Origin of the sequence: Shewanella vesiculosa (assembly GCF_009994065.1) — a bacterium.
In the GTDB taxonomy this organism is placed as follows: Bacteria; Pseudomonadota; Gammaproteobacteria; order Enterobacterales; family Shewanellaceae; genus Shewanella; species Shewanella vesiculosa.
The window spans coordinates 39,160-57,161 of the sequence record NZ_JAACSD010000008.1; the positions used below are offsets into that span (position 1 = coordinate 39,160).

The window sequence follows — 18,002 nt, forward strand, 5'->3', positions numbered from 1 at the left end:
GAATTATAGTTGCAATAAATGGGTTTATTTGGGAATATCAATCCCATTATTTGAGTTTGACTTATCAAGCATTATTAGAGCAAACAATATGAAAACTGAAGACATTGCATTATTCCACCGCATCGTCGAAACCGGCAGCATTCTTGAAGCGGCTAACTTATTGAATTTGCCTAAGTCAACCGTCAGTAGACGCTTGCAATCGTTAGAGGAGTCATTAAATTTAAAGCTGTTTCACCGTCAAAGCCGCGCCATCACCCTCACCTCCGCAGGCAGTCATTTCTACCAAAAAACCTTAACTATGCTAGCTGATTTAGCACAGACATTAGATGAAATCACCGATAACAAAGCTGAACTCAATGGCCATCTGCGGATATTAATCTTCCCTATCCCAGAGATGATGGACATTGTCAGCAAAATTTTTAATTTTATGGACGCAAATCCAAAGCTGTCAGTTGAAATTATTAGCAGCACAGAACCCCTCGATATGGTCAGACACAATATCGATATTGCATTTATGGTCCAAGAAACGTTTAGCGAAATAGACATGGTGGCAAAACCGATTATTCGCGAAGAGTTATATTTTGTTGCCAGTCCACAATATCTGGCTAACGCCGGAACACCGCATTCACCAGAGGACATAGAGCAATATAATTCGATTTTATTTCGCTTCCCTAATGGTAAAACCTTCAGCGAAGTGCCTTTGGCAAATGATGCGATGCAAGCGGTGAAAGGTAATTTGTGTACCAATAGTATCCAACTCGCTTATGAAGCAACGCTTTCTGGCCGCGGCATAGGTTATTTACCTTTGCGAATTTGTCAGGAGGATTTTAAACATGGCAAATTGGTGCGTTTGTTTGATGAACTCCCACCTTATATGGCGGTAGTCTTTTTAGTTTACCCTTCGAGGCGTTTTTTAAGTCTTGCCAGCCAACGCTTTATCGATTACATGTTAGCCAATCTGCCTCAAAGTGGCCATTATCAATCGCCGTCGACACATGTAAAAGTGTGGATGTGATAAAGCGACTGGACCAACTCTTAGATATTGATGAGGAAAACGAATAGCGCTAGAGGGTGCACCAAGATGTTACCGATAAGGGTTAATATGACATGCTTAATTAATGATGTGGCTGATGCGAAGGGTTATTATCGTTTTGATTGTCAGGATCAATGTCATTGTTAACCGCGCCATCTTGTTCATCAAACTTAATAGCTCCATCTGGCTCAGATACCTCATCAAGGGCAACGACGTCATCGTTATCTGGATCAACGACGGTTTCAAGCTCAGATTGATTGTCCATGCCTAGCTGAGCTTTTTCAAATAAAGCATGTAAAGAGTCGGCATCAGTTAAGGCTGGCAAGTCGGCTAGCTTGGTAAGATTAAAGTAATCGAGAAATACACTGCTGGTGGCAAATAACGCAGGCCTACCAGGTACCTCTTTATGGCCCACTACTTTAATCCACTGGCGATCGACTAAGCTTTTTATGATATGGCTGCTAATAGCCACGCCTCTGATGTATTCAATATCGCCACGTGTTACCGGTTGTCGATAAGCAATAACCGCTAAGGTCTCCAGGGTTGCACGTGAATACTTAGGAGATTTCTCTTGCCATAGCGGTTGCAGGTAAGGACTGAGCATCTCCTGAGTTTGGAAGCGATAACCACTGGCAACTTTCACTAGTTGCACTCCACGTTCTTGATAATCTAGTTGTAATTCATCAAGCACTTCCTGAATGCGCGAGCGCGACACACTAAAGTCAGCCAACACAGTTTCTTTGATAGCGTTAACTGACAATGGCTTAGCTAAGACAAATAAACTGGCTTCGATAAGTTGCTTTAGCTGTGTAGGATTAATTGGCTTCATGGATCTCTTCGAATATCGTTAACCTCAACTTTGGATAAAAGAGAGGGATAAATCGTTAATATTTGCGTTGTGTTAAGTCCGTTATGTCAAACTTGTCATGTGTTTTGCTCACAGCGTTGAGCTTGATTAATAGGCTTTTACATAAATGGGCGAGAAAGGTTCATTTTGTACTAATTCAACCAGTAACTCTTTAACCAGCTCCATAAGTGCCAAAAAGCTCACGACCACACCGGCTCGGCCTTCACTGACATCAAACAAACACTCAAAACCAATGAATTCGGTACTGGATAACCTGGCTAAAATTTGGCTCATACGCTCGCGGGTTGATAACTGTTCGCGCTTAACATGATGATCTTCATTGGCATCAATGCGTTTCAGCACTTCACCAAACGCGCGGGCAATATCCACCAGCGACACTTCAGGTGGCACAGTGACAGGTTTAATGTCTGGAGCTGCACTCACCGATGCTTGTAATACATCTCGCTCAATCCGTGGTAATGCATCGATATCTGCAGCAGCTTGCTTTATCACTTCATAGGCTTTTAATTGCCGGATCAGTACCACGCGAGGGTCTTCTTCCTCATCATTTTCACTGGCCATTTTAGGCAAAAGCAAACGTGACTTAATTTCAGCTAAGGTTGCGGCCATCACTAAATAATCAGCCGCCAGCTCAATCCGCGCTTCAGTCAGGATCTCAATATAGAGTAAATATTGCTGGGTAATTTGTTGAATGGGTAAATCAACCACATCCAATTTTTGTTTGCGAATGAGATACAGCAATAAATCCAGCGGGCCCTCGAAGGTTTCAAGAAACACTTCTAAGGCCTCAGGCGGAATAAACAAGTCTAGTGGCATGCTATCAAGTACTTGGCCACGAACCACTGCCAATGGCAGGCTCTGCTGGCTACCTTGCATATTTATCCTTGACGGTTCATCAACCATGGTCACCTGTGGTTATTCAAATGCACTGGTATCGCCAGCACCATGACGTAATATCACCATCTCATCTTCAGACATATCAATCACAGTCGTTTGATTTTCAGGCAAATAGCCGCCATGAATAATACCTTCGACTAGGTGATCGAGAATGTCGCGAATATGCTCAGGGTCTGACTCAGCAAATTGCTCATTTGGCATAACCAAACTGGTGGTCATCATCGGCTCACCCAATGCTTCAAGTAACGCCAATGCAATTACATTATTCGGCACGCGGATACCTATGGTGCGTTTTTTATCGCATTGTAACCGGCGCGGCACTTCTTTAGTGGCTTTGAAAATAAACGTATATGGCCCAGGCATACAGCTTTTTAATAAACGATATGCTTGATTATCAACCCGGGCAAAATTAGCCAGTTCAGATAAGTCACGACACATTAATGAAAAATTGGTGTCGTTTTCTATCTGGCGAATACGCGCCATGCGCGTCATGGCATTTTTTTCGCCAATCATACAGCCTAATGCATAACCAGAGTCTGTTGGGTAAACAATGACTCCACCTTGTTTAAGAATCGCCACCGCTTGGTTTATTAACCTTGCTTGTGGGTTTTCATCATGAATATACCAAAATTGACTCATGCTCTTTCCGTCCAATGTTGTGATTGCCAAACCCATTCCACACCTTGAGGTTGGAATAAGTTTTTACCTAGCTCGATCCAATTACTGGGGAAGTGGAAATCGCTCCCCACAGAAGCAAGTAGGTTATTTTGCTTACTTAATGCGATAAGATTATTACGATCATCCAATGTTTGCTGGCCTAGAATAACTTCCATTGCATCGCCACCGGCCTCTGCAAATTCACGTACTAAGCGCTTAAGCCATTTGGCCGATAATTTGTAACCACTAGGGTGAGCCAAGACTGCAACGCCACCCGCTTGATGAATGTGGTCTATCGCATTGGCCATGTCGCCCCAATTATTAGGCACATAACCGGTTTTTCCGCGCGCTAAGTAACGTTTGAACACGCTAGGCATATCTGTCGCATGACCATTATCAGCTAACCATCTTGCATAATGGCCACGACTCAGTGCGGCGTCGCCAGCAATTGCTTTTGCGCCGTCATAAGCGCCTTCAATCCCGGCCTTAGCTAAACGCTCGCCAATTTCTTGGGCACGCACTTCACGCAATTGGCGTTGGTGAGTTAAGAAGTCTAATAATCCAATATGGCCGATATCTAAGTTTAAACCGACAATATGAATATCAAAACTGTTCCAACGCGTTGAAATCTCACAACCATTAATTAACACTAATGGTGTGGCATGCGCTTGATTGGCAAGATGCGCTTCTGCTAACCCTCCGACTGTGTCGTGGTCAGTAATAGCAAACATCTCGACGCCTTTTTCAATAGCGCGAGTTAATAATTCGGTTGGTGTTAATTGACCGTCTGATGCGGTCGTGTGGCTATGAAGATCGGCCAGGAGAGTCTCTGTAATCATGTGCTTATTGTACAAGAGTAGCGATAAAAATACTGCTTGGATTTATGAATAAATGATGGCAATTGATGAATTATTTATACACAAGCCACCTAAAGCGCTCAATAATTAGCCTCTCGTTATCCTGGTTGTCATTTTTTAATGGCTTTTGAGAAATATTCAATTGACATTACTCTCCAGCTGGGTTTTCCTATAGGCATTAAACAAAGACATAACATAGCGATTAACAATGACACATTCTTTAGCTTCATTACACATTACTTGGTGGTGGCACTTCCCAAATTAACGGGTGGTGTGAAGCGTTGTGCTCATTTTTAAGAGACAAGATTTTACCAAAAAGCCCGCAGAAATGTGGGCTTTCTTGTTATCTGGCCCATGCAAAATTAGTCACTCGGGTTACACAATATTAGAGGCCAATAGATGATAAATAAACATGATACAAGGAGCGGCGACATAGTGACGACAACAGTGACTACACCAAATCAACTCGCTCAGGTTACCACGCAAAAGCAGGCACTAACCTACCATACAGATCCGCTAAAACTGTATCAGCAAGTGACTAATAACGCGCCGCATACCATGCTGTTAGAGTCTGCGGAGGTCGAAAGTAAAGACCATTTAAAAAGTATCGTCCTCACCCATGCGGCAATGATGATTCGTTGCGACGGTTATCAGCTTAGCTTTAGCGCATTAACTCAAAATGGTGCCGCGCTGTTAGCGCCAATAGCGAACTTCTTCAGTGATGCACAGCAACAACGAGATAATGATACTCTCATCGTGACGCTGAAAAAAGCCACCGAGTTACAAGATGAAGATGCACGGTTAAAGTCAACATCGCCTCTTGATGGCTTAAGAATGTTTATCAAGCACATTCAAACCAATAATCCGCTTAAATTTGAAGATTTATTTTTAGGTGGTGTATTAGCATATGACTTAATTGATACCGTCGAGCCACTCCCTGCTGCGCCCAATGCGCATAATGATTGCCCTGACTATTTATTTTATCTAGCTGAGACACTTGTTTTAATTGACCATCAAACTCAGCAAGCTGAGATTGTCAGCCACCAATTCGGTCAAGATAACATCATTGCAGAGCAATTAGCCTTGCAACTGCAACACGTTACCGAACAATGCGCTGAACTAGGCGATATTGCTCAATTAACGCCAGTGACAACCGACGAAGAAGTTAACATCACCGACGAGCAATTTAAGCAGACCGTGATTGATTTAAAAGAACACATTGTCGCCGGTGATATTTTCCAAGTGGTGCCATCACGTTGTTTCAGTCTACCTTGTCCAAATACCCTAGGGGCGTATCGAGCTTTGCGCTTAACCAATCCTAGTCCGTATATGTTCTATTTCAGAGGTCCTGATTTCACCTTATTTGGCGCATCGCCAGAAAGTGCCCTGAAATACGATGCGGCCAGTAACCAAGTTGAAGTGTATCCCATTGCTGGCACCCGAAAGCGCGGTAAAAACGCCCAAGGTGAGATTGATTTTGACCTAGACAGTCGTATAGAGCTCGAGCTGCGTTTGGATAAGAAAGAATTGTCTGAACATTTAATGCTAGTCGATTTAGCCCGCAATGACATTGCTCGCATCAGCCAAAGCGGTAGCCGTAAAGTGGCCGAATTGTTAAAAGTTGATCGTTATTCACACGTGATGCATTTAGTCAGTCGCGTCACTGGTCAATTACGCTCAGATTTAGATGCCCTGCACGCTTATCAAGCCTGCATGAACATGGGAACTTTAGTGGGCGCGCCAAAAGTACGTGCATCGCAATTAGTTCGCCAAGCAGAGCAAGCTCGTCGCGGCAGTTATGGTGGCGCTGTAGGTTACCTCAATGGTCTTGGCGACATGGATACCTGCATTGTTATCCGTTCAGCCTTTGTTAAAAATGGGGTTGCTCATATACAAGCAGGTGCTGGCGTGGTATTTGATTCAGACCCACAAGCCGAAGCCGATGAAACTCGTCAAAAAGCCCAAGCGGTTATCTCAGCAATAAAGATGGGAGGTGGCCTATGAGCACTGCAACCACACAAGCCAGTAACCAAGCGACTAACCGCATGAAACTGTACTTACTGGATAACTTTGACTCATTCACCTACAACTTAGTCGATCAATTCCGCAGCCTTGGTTGTGAAGTCATCATTTACCGTAATGATGTCAGCGCCGATTATGTTGCACAAAAGCTTATTAATGAAACCTCAAAAGCAGCCTTGGTATTATCACCAGGCCCAGGGGCCCCTCATGAAGCGGGCTGCATGATGGAACTGATTGGTAAAGTAGCCGGCAAAGTTCCAATGTTGGGCATTTGTTTAGGTCATCAAGCTATGGTCGAATATTATGGCGGTAAAGTAGAACGAGCACCATTTGTGGTTCACGGTAAAGCCAGCCCCACCTTCCATAATGGTCAAGGCGTATTTGCCAATTTGCCCTCACCATTACCAGTGGCTCGTTACCACAGTTTGGTGGCGACAAAGGTGCCTGACTGCTTAGAAATCATTGCCACTACCGATGATATGCCGATGGCAATATTGCATCCACAACATCAAGCAATAGGCTTTCAGTTTCATCCAGAATCGATTTTAACCACCTTAGGTAGCCAACTACTGACGCAAACATTAGCGTATTTAACCCAAGACCACGCCTTTACTGGAGGAGAATAATGGATAATCTGCAAGCTTTATTCGACCGCCTTTATCAAGGTACCGCGTTAACTCGTGAACAAATGACACAAGTTTTTAGCGCGATTATTCAAGGGGATATGCAACCTGCCACCATGGCGGGGATGTTAGTGGCGCTAAAAATGCGTGGCGAAACCATTGATGAAATAGCCGGAGCGGCAGATGCATTACGACAAGCCGCTAAACCCTTCCCACGCAGTGATGCCTCAAAGCAAAGCGGTATTGTTGATATTGTCGGTACCGGTGGTGATGGACATAACACCATCAATATTTCCACTACAGCTGCTTTTGTTGCCGCTGCAGCTGGCGCTAAAGTCGCAAAACATGGTAATCGCAGTGTATCGAGTAAATCTGGTTCATCTGACTTATTATCCCATTGCGGTATTGCACTCACCATGACACCAGATGCCGCAAGCCAGTGTTTAGATAAACTGGGCTTATGTTTCTTATTTGCGCCGCATTACCATGGCGGAGTAAAACATGCTGTGCCGGTTAGACAAGCGTTAAAAACCCGGACCATTTTTAATGTGCTAGGACCGTTAATAAACCCTGCAAGCCCAGAATTTATGCTTCTAGGTGTTTACACACTTGAACTGATCGAGCCTATCGCACATGTGCTCCATGCTTTGGGGGTAAAACGCGCCATGGTGGTACATGGTAGTGGTTTAGATGAAGTGGCATTGCATGACAATACCTATGTGGCAGAACTAAAAGACGGTGTGGTGCGTACTTACCAACTTAGCCCTGAAGATCTAGGGGTTAAGCGCGCAAGTATCGAGCAACTCACCGGCGGCGAACCGGCAGACAATGCCCTCATAACGCAAGCTATTTTACAAGGTAATGGCCTCCCTGCTCACCGAGATGCTGTGGCCATTAACGCAGGTTGTGCTTTGTATATCAGTGGTGTGTGCGACTCAGTTCAAGCCGGTACACAGCTAGCATTAGCAACCCTTGCCAGTGGCGCTGCCTTCACCTTATTAACCGATTTAGCTGCCGTGAGCCAAGCAGGAGAACACCATGAGTAAGCCAGAAAGTAATGTATTAACCCGCATCGTTGCAACTAAAGTCGCGCATATTAGCGCACTTAAATTGCGTTTCCCCGAAGCTAGCTTACAACCTAAAATATCAGATCGTAGCTTATTTGATGCGTTGAAAGCGCCGAATGCTCAGTTTATTTTTGAATGTAAAAAAGCCAGCCCTTCAAAAGGACTGATCCGCGCCGACTTTGATGTAGAAGCTATTGCTGATATTTATACTCGATATGCTGCAGGCATCTCAGTGTTAACCGACGAAGAATTTTTCCAAGGTGACATGGACTACATTCCTAAAGTGCGCGCTAGAGTGACTCAGCCGATTATTTGTAAAGACTTCTTTGTCGACCCTTACCAAGTGAAATTAGCGGCTCACCAAGGCGCTGATGCCATTTTACTGATGCTGTCAGTGCTTGATGATCAACAATATCGATTATTAGCAAACGAAGCGGCAAAGTATCACTTAGATTGCTTAACTGAAGTCAGTAACGAAGCAGAATTAGTTAGAGCGATTGATCTAAACGCGCCGATTATTGGTATTAATAACCGTAATTTACGCGACTTAAGTACCGATCTTGCCACCACAGAATTATTAGCACCGCAAATCCCCGCTGACAGAGTGGTGATCAGTGAGTCAGGGATTTATTATCATCAGCAAGTGTGTCGCTTAAACCCATTAGTTGACGGTTACCTTGTCGGTAGCTCAATAATGGCGCAAGACGATATTGATTTAGCCTGTAGACAATTGATTTATGGTAATAATAAAGTTTGCGGCTTGACTCAAATTGACGATATTGCAGCAGTGGCACAAGCCGGTGCGGTATTTGGAGGATTAATATTTCATCCTAAATCACCCAGAGCTGTAACGCCAGCACAAGCAAGTGACTTAGTCGCCCAAATGCACCAACGTCATATTGGATTAAACATGGTCGGCGTGTTTGTTAATCATGCCGTTACTGATATCGCAGCTTTAGCCAAAACACTGGATCTTTTTGCAGTGCAACTACATGGCGATGAAACAGAACTTGAAATTAAAGAGTTAAAAACATTACTGACTGAGCAGCAACTTAGCACCGAAATTTGGAAAGCCATTGCAATTGACAGTCAGAGCGGTGAAGTGAGTCCAAAACCTGCCAGGGCCGATCGTTATTTGTACGACAGCAAATCTGCACAGCAATTTGGTGGCACCGGAAAAACATTTAACTGGCAAGCCAATATTGGTAATAAACAAGACGCCATCTTGGCCGGCGGGTTAACCGCAGAGAATGTTTATCTTGCCAGCCAACAGGGATTTTATGGGGTCGACTTAAATTCAGGAGTAGAATCAGCTCCTGGCCATAAAGACCATCAAAAACTGAACGCTGCATTTGCCCAGTTACGCCGCAATTAACATTGAATAACGAACAACGAACAACGAATAACGAATCAACATGAATATACGATTACTCAAAGGGAACATTTATGACCGAGCTCAAGCTTAACCCTTATTTCGGCGAATACGGTGGTATGTATGTACCGCAAATTTTAGTGCCTGCATTAAAACAACTCGAAACAGCCTTTATTGACGCGCAACAAGATGAAAGCTTTATCGCTGAATTTACCGACCTGCTGAAAAACTATGCAGGCCGCCCAACAGCGCTAACACTTACCCGTAATTTAAGTCCAAATCCAATGGTAAAAATTTACCTAAAACGTGAAGACTTACTCCATGGTGGCGCCCACAAAACCAACCAAGTGTTAGGTCAAGCGTTGTTAGCAAGACGTATGGGTAAAAAAGAAATCATCGCAGAAACAGGTGCTGGTCAACATGGCGTAGCCACTGCCCTAGCCTGTGCGCTTTTAGGCTTAAAATGTCGAGTTTACATGGGTGCTAAAGACATTGAACGTCAATCGCCAAATGTGTTTCGAATGAAATTAATGGGTGCTGAAGTGATTCCGGTGACTTCAGGTTCATCAACCCTAAAAGATGCCTGTAACGAAGCCATGCGCGACTGGTCAGCAAGTTATGATAAAGCTCACTACTTACTCGGCACCGCTGCTGGGCCACATCCGTTCCCAACAATTGTGCGCGAATTTCAGCGTATTATTGGGGAGGAAACCAAAAAACAAATTCTTGAAAAAGAAGGCCGTTTACCTGACGCTGTCATCGCCTGTGTTGGCGGAGGCTCAAATGCTATTGGTATGTTTGCCGACTTTATTGACGAACCATCCGTTGAATTAATTGGTGTTGAACCTGCAGGTAAAGGACTTGATACTACGATGCACGGCGCGCCGCTTAAACACGGTAAAACTGGTATATTCTTTGGCATGAAATCACCGTTAATGCAAAACAGTGATGGTCAAATTGAAGAGTCGTATTCTGTTTCTGCCGGGCTTGATTTTCCCTCGGTAGGCCCGCAACATGCACATTTAAATGCCATTGGTCGTGCACGATATGAATCAGCAACCGATGATGAAGCGTTAGAAATGTTCCAAACCCTCGCTCGCTGTGAAGGTATCATTCCGGCATTAGAATCAGCGCATGCACTTGCTTACGCAGTTCGCATGGCAAAAGAAGCGACTAAAGAGACCATTTTAGTGGTTAATTTATCAGGCCGTGGTGACAAAGATATTTTCACTGTCGCAGATATTTTAGAAGCGAAACAAAAACAACAGGAGAGCGGCAATGAGTAACCGTTATCAAGCAAAATTTGCTGCACTTAAGGCACAGAATCAAGGTGCGTTTGTTCCTTTTGTCACCATTGGCGATCCGAGCCCTGAATTATCGTTAAAGATCATTCAAACCTTAGTTGATAATGGTGCTGATGCACTTGAATTAGGTTTTCCTTTTTCAGATCCATTAGCTGATGGCCCAGTAATACAAGGTGCTAACTTACGCTCATTAGCCGCTGGAACTAAACAAAGCGATTGCTTTGACATTATCGCTAAAATACGCGCGCAATATCCTGATCTGCCTATCGGACTATTACTGTATGCCAATTTAGTATTTGCCAATGGTATTGATGAGTTTTACGCCAAAGCACAAGCTGCAGGTGTAGATTCGGTATTGATTGCCGATGTGCCAGTTGAAGAGTCAAAACCTTTTAGCTTGGCCGCAAAAGCACATGGTATCGCACCTATCTTTATCGCACCGCCTAATGCTGATGCTGACACCTTAAAAATGGTCAGCGCACAAGGTGAAGGTTATACCTATCTATTATCACGAGCCGGCGTTACGGGTACTGAATCGAAAGCCGGTGTGCCAATTGAGAATATTCTGGCACAGTTGGTCGAATTTAATGCCCCACCGCCACTATTAGGTTTTGGTATTGCCGAACCAGAGCAAGTGCGCGCGGCCATCAAAGCCGGTGCCGCAGGCGCGATATCTGGTTCTGCCGTGGTTAAAATTATCGAAGCTCATCAACATGATGAAGTCACATTACTGACAAAACTTGCTCAATTTACTGCAGCAATGAAAGCGGCAACCTAGAAACGTTATATTTTAAATAGAAAAGTAAAAACAAAAAAGGCGCTTAAAGCGCCTTTTTTAATGGATGCCATTTTAGACGGGTACTCTAAGTCTGTGATAATCTAAAATACTCTCGAAGTAGAGTAAAGTAAAATTAGTGACGGTTTGCTCTTGCGATTGAATTAGCTCTAAATATCTAAAGATTTTATTGATGAAATAACATTTAGGTCGAATAAATTATCCATGGGCGATAGTCAACATATAGAACTAATCCATAAATCTGTTTTCTATATTACAATATTAAAAAATTGGTAGATTATTTAATCTATATTACATCAAAGAGGTTTGAGATTTTTCTCACTAAAGGACTTATTATTTGAGTATCTAATGTATGAAATTTAATCCAGTGAAACCTTTTTAAAACCAATGATAACAAGTAACTTACTACTATTTAGACAGTTCCTAATTTTGTACAGCTTTAGTTGATGACAGCCAAAATATAGTAAACTATGGATATAAAACAAATTAACCCATCACTCAAAAAATCAATAATTAAAATAAAATCAAAACCTTAGTAATATAAAAATAGGCCAAGAACGAGTTCATGGCCTATTTTTTATTTACTAAACACGTGATTGATTAATTATTTTATATCAATCAATTAAGAAATAAAGCTAACTCCTTAGCCATCATCTCTGACATTAACACTGTATGAAACCGGATCGCCGTAAATGGTTTTAACTGTAATAGATAATAATCCAGCTGATTTTTGATTTGGACTAGCTTCTCGAGTTACAGTAAATGCATACAGTAATGGTTTGTTGGAGGTATTGTTACCAATTGTGTACGACGATGTAGATGTAGATAATGCACCATTGTCAATACTGGTTGTAATCTCAGTACCGTTGGCAAGAGTGTTATTATTGATATCAGACAAGAATAAATAAACAGTTTTTGAGGATACGCCTGTTGCCGCAGTTAAATCTATATCGACTACAGGGGTAATATTTCCCGAGCTATCAATATCAACTAAACGACCGTAAGGCACGGAACCAGACATTACAATCGGCATATTTCTGAACACATTAAGTTGTGCTTGGGTGTTATTGACTCCGGTTTGAGTACAATTAGATGCTGAAGATGCTGCGCACAAAAGACCAGTATAAAAACCATCTTTACCATCAAAGCTACCATTGGTATTAAAGTCAATAAACTCTTCATTTACAGCGCCTAAAGGCACTGATGAGCCACGATAAAACCCATCTTCGTTATCATCAGTAAAGGCTTCAGTTAAATCAATGAAATCTTCACCAATATCAAATAAACCATTGCCATTCAAATCAACAAAACTCTCTTCGCCGATAGCGAAAGCAGTTATCGTTGCTCGACCAGGTCGAGGCTCTGCTATAACAGAAGTAGAACCATCTAAATAACCCGCTAACTGATTACCGGTACATGGTGGTGTTAATAAACCGTTAAAAGCAACAGGACAAACAACAGATGTTCCTTCAAATGGGCGTGGATTCTGGCTCGTCCAATCTAGAGAACAAGCTCCTGTTCGACCTGCCGTTTCACAGCTGGCGCTGATAGAGCCACCTTCAGTTCTAAAGTTGATCACAGTTCCATCTGGAACAGGATTATTAAAATGATCTGCAGAACGAATGGTAATCGTCGATGACTCTCCATCATGACTCCAGCCCTCTACGTTTAACGTTGTCGCTGACAAGGAAAAGCTGTTGTAATCAGCTAAACCAGTTGTCACTGTTAAACTATCAGACACATTTGACACTATAAGACTTGCCGGATCTGTAGCATCCTGCCAAAGAGCAAAAACTTTAACAGGTGTTGGTATTGTTCCTGAACGTACAGTAACAGATACATCACCATTAGCATCAGTGTAAGCTACTGCATATTTATTAGGAGTACTGATATCGCTAGGATACTCAGCATCACCTACTTTAGGAAAATTAGGACAATTTACAAAATCATCTGCTAATGGTGCTGGAGTTAATACCATACCCCCCACATCAGTAGAGAGTTCAAAACAAACTCTTTCAGAACTTGCTGGCTGACCGATCTCATTGAGCAACTTGAAAGCAACATTTGCGGTTTCTGAACGAGCACCTGCACCATCAAGGCCTCCAGAGACTTTAATTGCGAGCTCCTTTGGTGACGCACTGACGAATTGAATTGCACCGACCGCATTAGGATTAATGGTGATATCCGCAGTAGCATTTACGCTTGATGCTCCTGTAATTGCTGAAACAGTAACAGTATCTGTACCTTCGCAATTAATGCTTCGATAGGTTGCAAAACCTTTACCCGCATTTGTTATAACCGGAGAATCAACAACTGCATTACCTGCCGACATACATTGAGAAGAAAACTCTAATGTAAAAGGTTGACTTGTCTCAATACTGCCATCCGGAGCTTTAACGGTCACTTCAATAACAGTAGAGCCGCCAGCTGGAAGAGTGTTAGTACCTATGTATGTACTAACTTCAAGAGAGATATCGACACGACCAATCTCAAAAGCTTTGGTAGAAGTAACTTGTTTAACTTTTAAAGACACTTCACCAGCACCAACATCACCGTTTGAATATAGATCTAAAACAGCCTTACCGTCAGCATTAGTTATTGCTGTAGCAGAATTTGGGCTAATTGCACCTAAAGTCGTACCAGCAGTAATTAGTACTTGCTTTAAAGGTTGATTAGAACCATCAAGTTTGACTATTGCCCCTAAAATACCAGGGCGTTGATTAGTAATGTTATCGGTAACAGGACAGACTTCAAAGTTTTTCAAAGTCTTGTCGAATGCTACAACACCATTACAATCATAAATTTCAAATGAGATAGAAGGATCTGCAGCAACGGGATCAATATCATCACCAGCGGTAGTAAAACTGACAGTATCAACTGTTAAACCATAACTAGCAGTGATAGTAGCAGCCCCCTCTACGGTTCCTGCTGTAATAGCTAATTCAGCTTTACCAGCGCCATCCGTAAGGGCTGTCCCTACTGAAGGTAGAAACTCACCTAAGCTACTAGAAAATGAAATAACTTTCCCACTTAGTGGGTTGTTATTTCGGTCAAGTAAATAAACTTGTACACGTCCTGGAGATGATTGGCTAATACTAGAAGCCTGATTTCCAGTACCATCAAGCAAGCTTATGGTTAATGAGTTGTTTTCACCATCGCCACCAGGAGCATCACCAGCAACACTGTAATTAAATGTTTCTGTTAATAGTTCATTATCTAGATTAAAGGTTGCTTGAACAGTACCAGCACCATCCACCGTACCAGTCAATAGAGTCACTTTAGCAAAACCACTCGCATCAGTTAGTGCATTTCCTGATGTAGGGTTAATGACCCCCTCACCAACTAAAGAAAAATTAATTAATGCATTCGGTACAGCTGCTCCGTCTTTTAATAACGTAGCCCTTACAGATCCTGGCGAGCTCTTATTTATACTTCGTAACTCATTATTTAATAAGTCGAGTACAGTTAGATTTAAAGTGTATGAATCTATAGGACGAACAATTATTTCATCACCCAAAGTTTCGAAAAGGATACTGGCTCTAGATGTTTGTATTTGAACAGATAACTCTGCTGCACCTGCAATATTACCAGCAGTCAAACTAATTGAAGCAATACCGTTACTATTAGTAACGGCGGTACCTATAACTGGAGATAAATTCCCTAAACTAGATGTAAAAGTCGCTAGTTGTCCCGTTAAAGGTAAGCCATTTAAGTCAACATATGTGGCTACTACATTTGCAGCTGAAGAATTACTGATAATAGAAATTGGATTACCATTGTTATCCATTAATTTTAGAGATAGACGATTTGTTCCAACGGCAACACCATCACCTAAAATGTAAAAGCTTATCGAAGTTGTTAAACCAGAACCAGTACTGACCGTGACTGTAGCAGCAGTCTCGACATTAGCAGTACGAAGTTTAATCTTCGCTAAGCCATTTGAATCTGTAAGAGCGGTTCCACTAGATGGCTCAAATGTACCGAAAGAACTATCATTTAATGAGAATGATACAACTTGACTAGCTAGACCTTGGCCAATAGAGTCGGCAAGAAGAACTTCAATGTAACCAGGTTGACTGTCAGAAACTGTAGTGATTGAAGTTCCCGCTGCATTAATTAACTTAGCGGTAAGTGAAGATGAACCAGAAACGCCAGCATCACCTTTAGAATAAAAGTTTACACTAACTGCTTGTTGCTCATCAATTTCAACTTTTACCGTTCCAGCGCCCTCTTTATTCGCAGCAATAACTTTAATGACCGCTTGACCATTTTCGTCAGTCAAACCGGTGCCACTATTAGGAACGAAAGTCGCTAAAGCGGTATCATTAAGAGAAAAAGTAACTAAGCGATTGGCTATCGGTATCCCTGTGGGGTCTTTATACTCTACATGAATATAACCTGGTGTTAAAAAACTAATATTACTAATTGCATTTCCAGCAGCGTCTTTTAATTTTAGCGTTATTAAATTCTCACCAGTAACAGCCCCATCTCCAGCCATTGATATACCTGTAGACGCTGATTCACCAGAATCTAAAGAAGCCGTTACTGTCACAGCACCTTGAGTGGTTGATGTGCTAAGAATGACTTCGGCCACACCTTCAGAATTAGTTTTGGCAGTCCCAGCGCTTGGGGTAAATGAACCCAAAGATGGATCTGATAAGGAAAAAGTCACAACTGTATTTGCAACAGCTCCAGTTAAAGAACTTGTAACAGTTGCCTTTAACATTGCTGATGAACTTGCCGTAATCTCATTTGAAGATGTCTCAAGTTTTATTGAAATAACCTCAGTAGGATCCGTCCCTCCATCGCCTCCGGTTCCACTATCAGTAATACCGCCGCCGCCACCACATGCGACGAGAAAAAAAGTACATAAAAGTGCGAAATAAACTTTATATGCTGACCTCATTGTCAGGCTCCCTGTTACATTGAAATAAAACTTAAGAATTATTATAGTTACTTATATTTAAACAATACACAAACATCCTATAACTTTAGCATAACTATAATAATTTCTTTGCTATTTATCGGCTAAAACTTTCACTTTTAGGCCATTTCCTAAGTTAACGATTCCTGCTAGTCTTTAGCGCATTCAATAAAGAAATAAAATAATATGATGAAAAGGAACACTCTGTGAGTAAACAATACAAGCTCGGACTCACGAGCAAAATTTTATTTGGCATGGCATTAGGCATTATATTTGGCCTAGTATTGAGAAACTCTTTTCCTGATAGCCAATTTATTCAAGAGTACATTACCGATGGATTCTTGCACGTCATTGGCACTATCTTTATCTCAAGCTTAAAAATGCTTGTCGTACCTTTAGTATTTATCTCATTAGTGTGCGGTACTTGCTCCCTTAGCGATCCATCTAAACTGGGTCGTCTTGGTGGCAAGACCATATCCTTCTATTTATTCACTACCGCTATTGCGCTCACGATTGCGATTCTAGCCGCAGTGTTGATCCATCCAGGTAATGCTAGTTTGGCCGGTAACGCATTAGAATACTCAGCAAAAGACGCGCCTAGCCTTTCTGAAGTCATTATTAATATTGTACCGACAAACCCTATGCAAGCCATGAGTGAAGGCAATATGCTGCAGATTATCCTATTTGCAGTTGTTTTTGGCTTTGCCATCTCACATATTGGTGAACGCGGTACGCGTATAGCATCATTTTTTAACGATTTAAATGATGTGATTATGCGTGTAGTTACCTTGATTATGCAGCTCGCGCCTTATGGTGTGTTTGCACTGATGGCGACTCTCAGCTTAACGTTAGGCTTAGAAACCTTCGGTAGTGTAGTAAAATACTTCTTCCTGGTCGTTGCAGTATTATTTATTCAAGGCTTAGTGGTATACCCGACGTTATTAAAGTTATTCTCAGGCCTGAGTCCACTGATGTTTTTGCGTAAAATTCGTGATGTGCAACTGTTTGCCTTTAGTACAGCCAGTTCAAATGCCACATTACCTGTCACCATTGAAACAGCTGAACACCGAATGGGGGTTGACAACAAAATTGCCTCATTCACTTTACCACTGGGTGCAACACTTAACATGGATGGCACCGCCATTATGCAAGGTGTCGCCACGGTATTTATTGCCCAAGTGTTTGGTATTGAACTGAGCATAATGGATTACGCTATAGTGGTGGTCACTGCAACGTTAGCCTCCATTGGCACTGCAGGGGTGCCTGGCGTAGGCTTAATCATGCTCGCCATGGTGTTAAACCAAGTTGGCTTACCTGTAGAGGGGATTGCATTAATTATTGGTGTCGACAGAATGCTCGACATGATCCGCACCGCGGTGAACGTAACCGGTGATGCGGTAGCAACGGTGATTATTGCTAAATCAGAGGGTGAATTCAATGAACAAATATTCAATGACTCACAAGCGGGTAAAGTCGCTAAAAACTTTGAAGATCAAGTGCTTAACTCCAAAAATTAACACTTAACATCACCTTATATAAAAAAGCGCTAATTTAGCGCTTTTTTATTATCTTTTTTCTGCAT

General features: G+C 42.2%; 13 protein-coding genes. 8 read left to right on the forward strand and 5 right to left on the reverse strand.

Annotated features, from left to right (window positions below; translation table 11 throughout):
* The first annotated feature begins 88 nt into the window (after positions 1-88).
* On the forward strand, positions 89-1,015 hold the full coding sequence (locus tag GW828_RS10060) for a LysR family transcriptional regulator (RefSeq protein ID WP_182741246.1): 927 nt from the start codon (positions 89-91) through the stop codon (positions 1,013-1,015).
* 100 nt (positions 1,016-1,115) lie between these two features.
* On the opposite strand, the gene scpB is transcribed toward GW828_RS10060, so the two are convergent.
* The 4 genes from scpB to rnm form a co-directional block, all read right to left on the reverse strand.
* Positions 1,116-1,862 (reverse strand): SMC-Scp complex subunit ScpB, encoded by a 747-nt coding sequence (scpB, locus tag GW828_RS10065; RefSeq protein WP_182741247.1) that lies wholly within the window; start codon positions 1,860-1,862, stop codon positions 1,116-1,118.
* Between the two features lie 126 nt (positions 1,863-1,988).
* Positions 1,989-2,777 carry a segregation and condensation protein A gene (locus GW828_RS10070; RefSeq protein ID WP_124016494.1) on the reverse strand — a complete coding sequence of 263 codons (789 nt, stop codon included), beginning with the start codon at positions 2,775-2,777 and terminating at the stop codon, positions 1,989-1,991.
* A 39-nt stretch (positions 2,778-2,816) separates the two neighbouring features.
* Positions 2,817-3,437: an L-threonylcarbamoyladenylate synthase gene (locus GW828_RS10075; RefSeq protein ID WP_124016493.1), complete on the reverse strand. Its 621-nt coding sequence runs from the start codon at positions 3,435-3,437 to the stop codon at positions 2,817-2,819.
* Positions 3,434-4,294: an RNase RNM gene (gene rnm, locus GW828_RS10080; RefSeq protein WP_182741248.1), complete on the reverse strand. Its 861-nt coding sequence runs from the start codon at positions 4,292-4,294 to the stop codon at positions 3,434-3,436. The genes GW828_RS10075 and rnm overlap by 4 nt, the downstream gene beginning before the upstream one ends.
* A 450-nt stretch (positions 4,295-4,744) precedes the next feature.
* Here rnm and GW828_RS10085 point away from each other — a divergent pair, with 450 nt between their 5' ends.
* The 6 genes from GW828_RS10085 to trpA all read left to right on the forward strand — a co-directional run bounded on the left by GW828_RS10085 (position 4,745) and on the right by trpA (position 11,478).
* On the forward strand, positions 4,745-6,316 hold the full coding sequence (locus GW828_RS10085) for an anthranilate synthase component 1 (protein ID WP_273057537.1): 1,572 nt from the start codon (positions 4,745-4,747) through the stop codon (positions 6,314-6,316).
* 41 nt (positions 6,317-6,357) lie between these two features.
* Complete coding sequence (locus GW828_RS10090) at positions 6,358-6,960, forward strand: aminodeoxychorismate/anthranilate synthase component II (protein ID WP_124016534.1); 603 nt, start codon at positions 6,358-6,360, stop codon at positions 6,958-6,960.
* A complete protein-coding gene (trpD, locus tag GW828_RS10095; RefSeq protein ID WP_182741249.1) occupies positions 6,960-8,003 on the forward strand; it encodes an anthranilate phosphoribosyltransferase in 1,044 nt (347 codons plus the stop codon). The genes GW828_RS10090 and trpD overlap by 1 nt, the downstream gene beginning before the upstream one ends.
* Positions 7,996-9,399 carry a bifunctional indole-3-glycerol-phosphate synthase TrpC/phosphoribosylanthranilate isomerase TrpF gene (trpCF, locus tag GW828_RS10100; protein ID WP_273057406.1) on the forward strand — a complete coding sequence of 468 codons (1,404 nt, stop codon included), beginning with the start codon at positions 7,996-7,998 and terminating at the stop codon, positions 9,397-9,399. Before trpD ends, trpCF begins: the two co-directional genes overlap by 8 nt.
* A 71-nt stretch (positions 9,400-9,470) precedes the next feature.
* Positions 9,471-10,682, forward strand: a complete 1,212-nt coding sequence (trpB, locus tag GW828_RS10105; protein ID WP_182741251.1) for a tryptophan synthase subunit beta — start codon at positions 9,471-9,473, stop codon at positions 10,680-10,682.
* Positions 10,675-11,478, forward strand: a complete 804-nt coding sequence (trpA, locus tag GW828_RS10110) for a tryptophan synthase subunit alpha (RefSeq protein ID WP_124016488.1) — start codon at positions 10,675-10,677, stop codon at positions 11,476-11,478. Before trpB ends, trpA begins: the two co-directional genes overlap by 8 nt.
* Before the next feature lie 661 nt (positions 11,479-12,139).
* Here the strand turns inward: trpA and GW828_RS10115 are convergent.
* Positions 12,140-16,402 carry a beta strand repeat-containing protein gene (locus tag GW828_RS10115; protein ID WP_273057408.1) on the reverse strand — a complete coding sequence of 1,421 codons (4,263 nt, stop codon included), beginning with the start codon at positions 16,400-16,402 and terminating at the stop codon, positions 12,140-12,142.
* A gap of 224 nt (positions 16,403-16,626) precedes the next feature.
* On the opposite strand from GW828_RS10115, the gene GW828_RS10120 reads away from it, so the two are divergent.
* Entirely contained in the window at positions 16,627-17,937 is a 1,311-nt protein-coding gene (locus GW828_RS10120; protein WP_273057410.1) for a dicarboxylate/amino acid:cation symporter, read from the forward strand.
* Positions 17,938-18,002 lie beyond the last annotated feature (65 nt).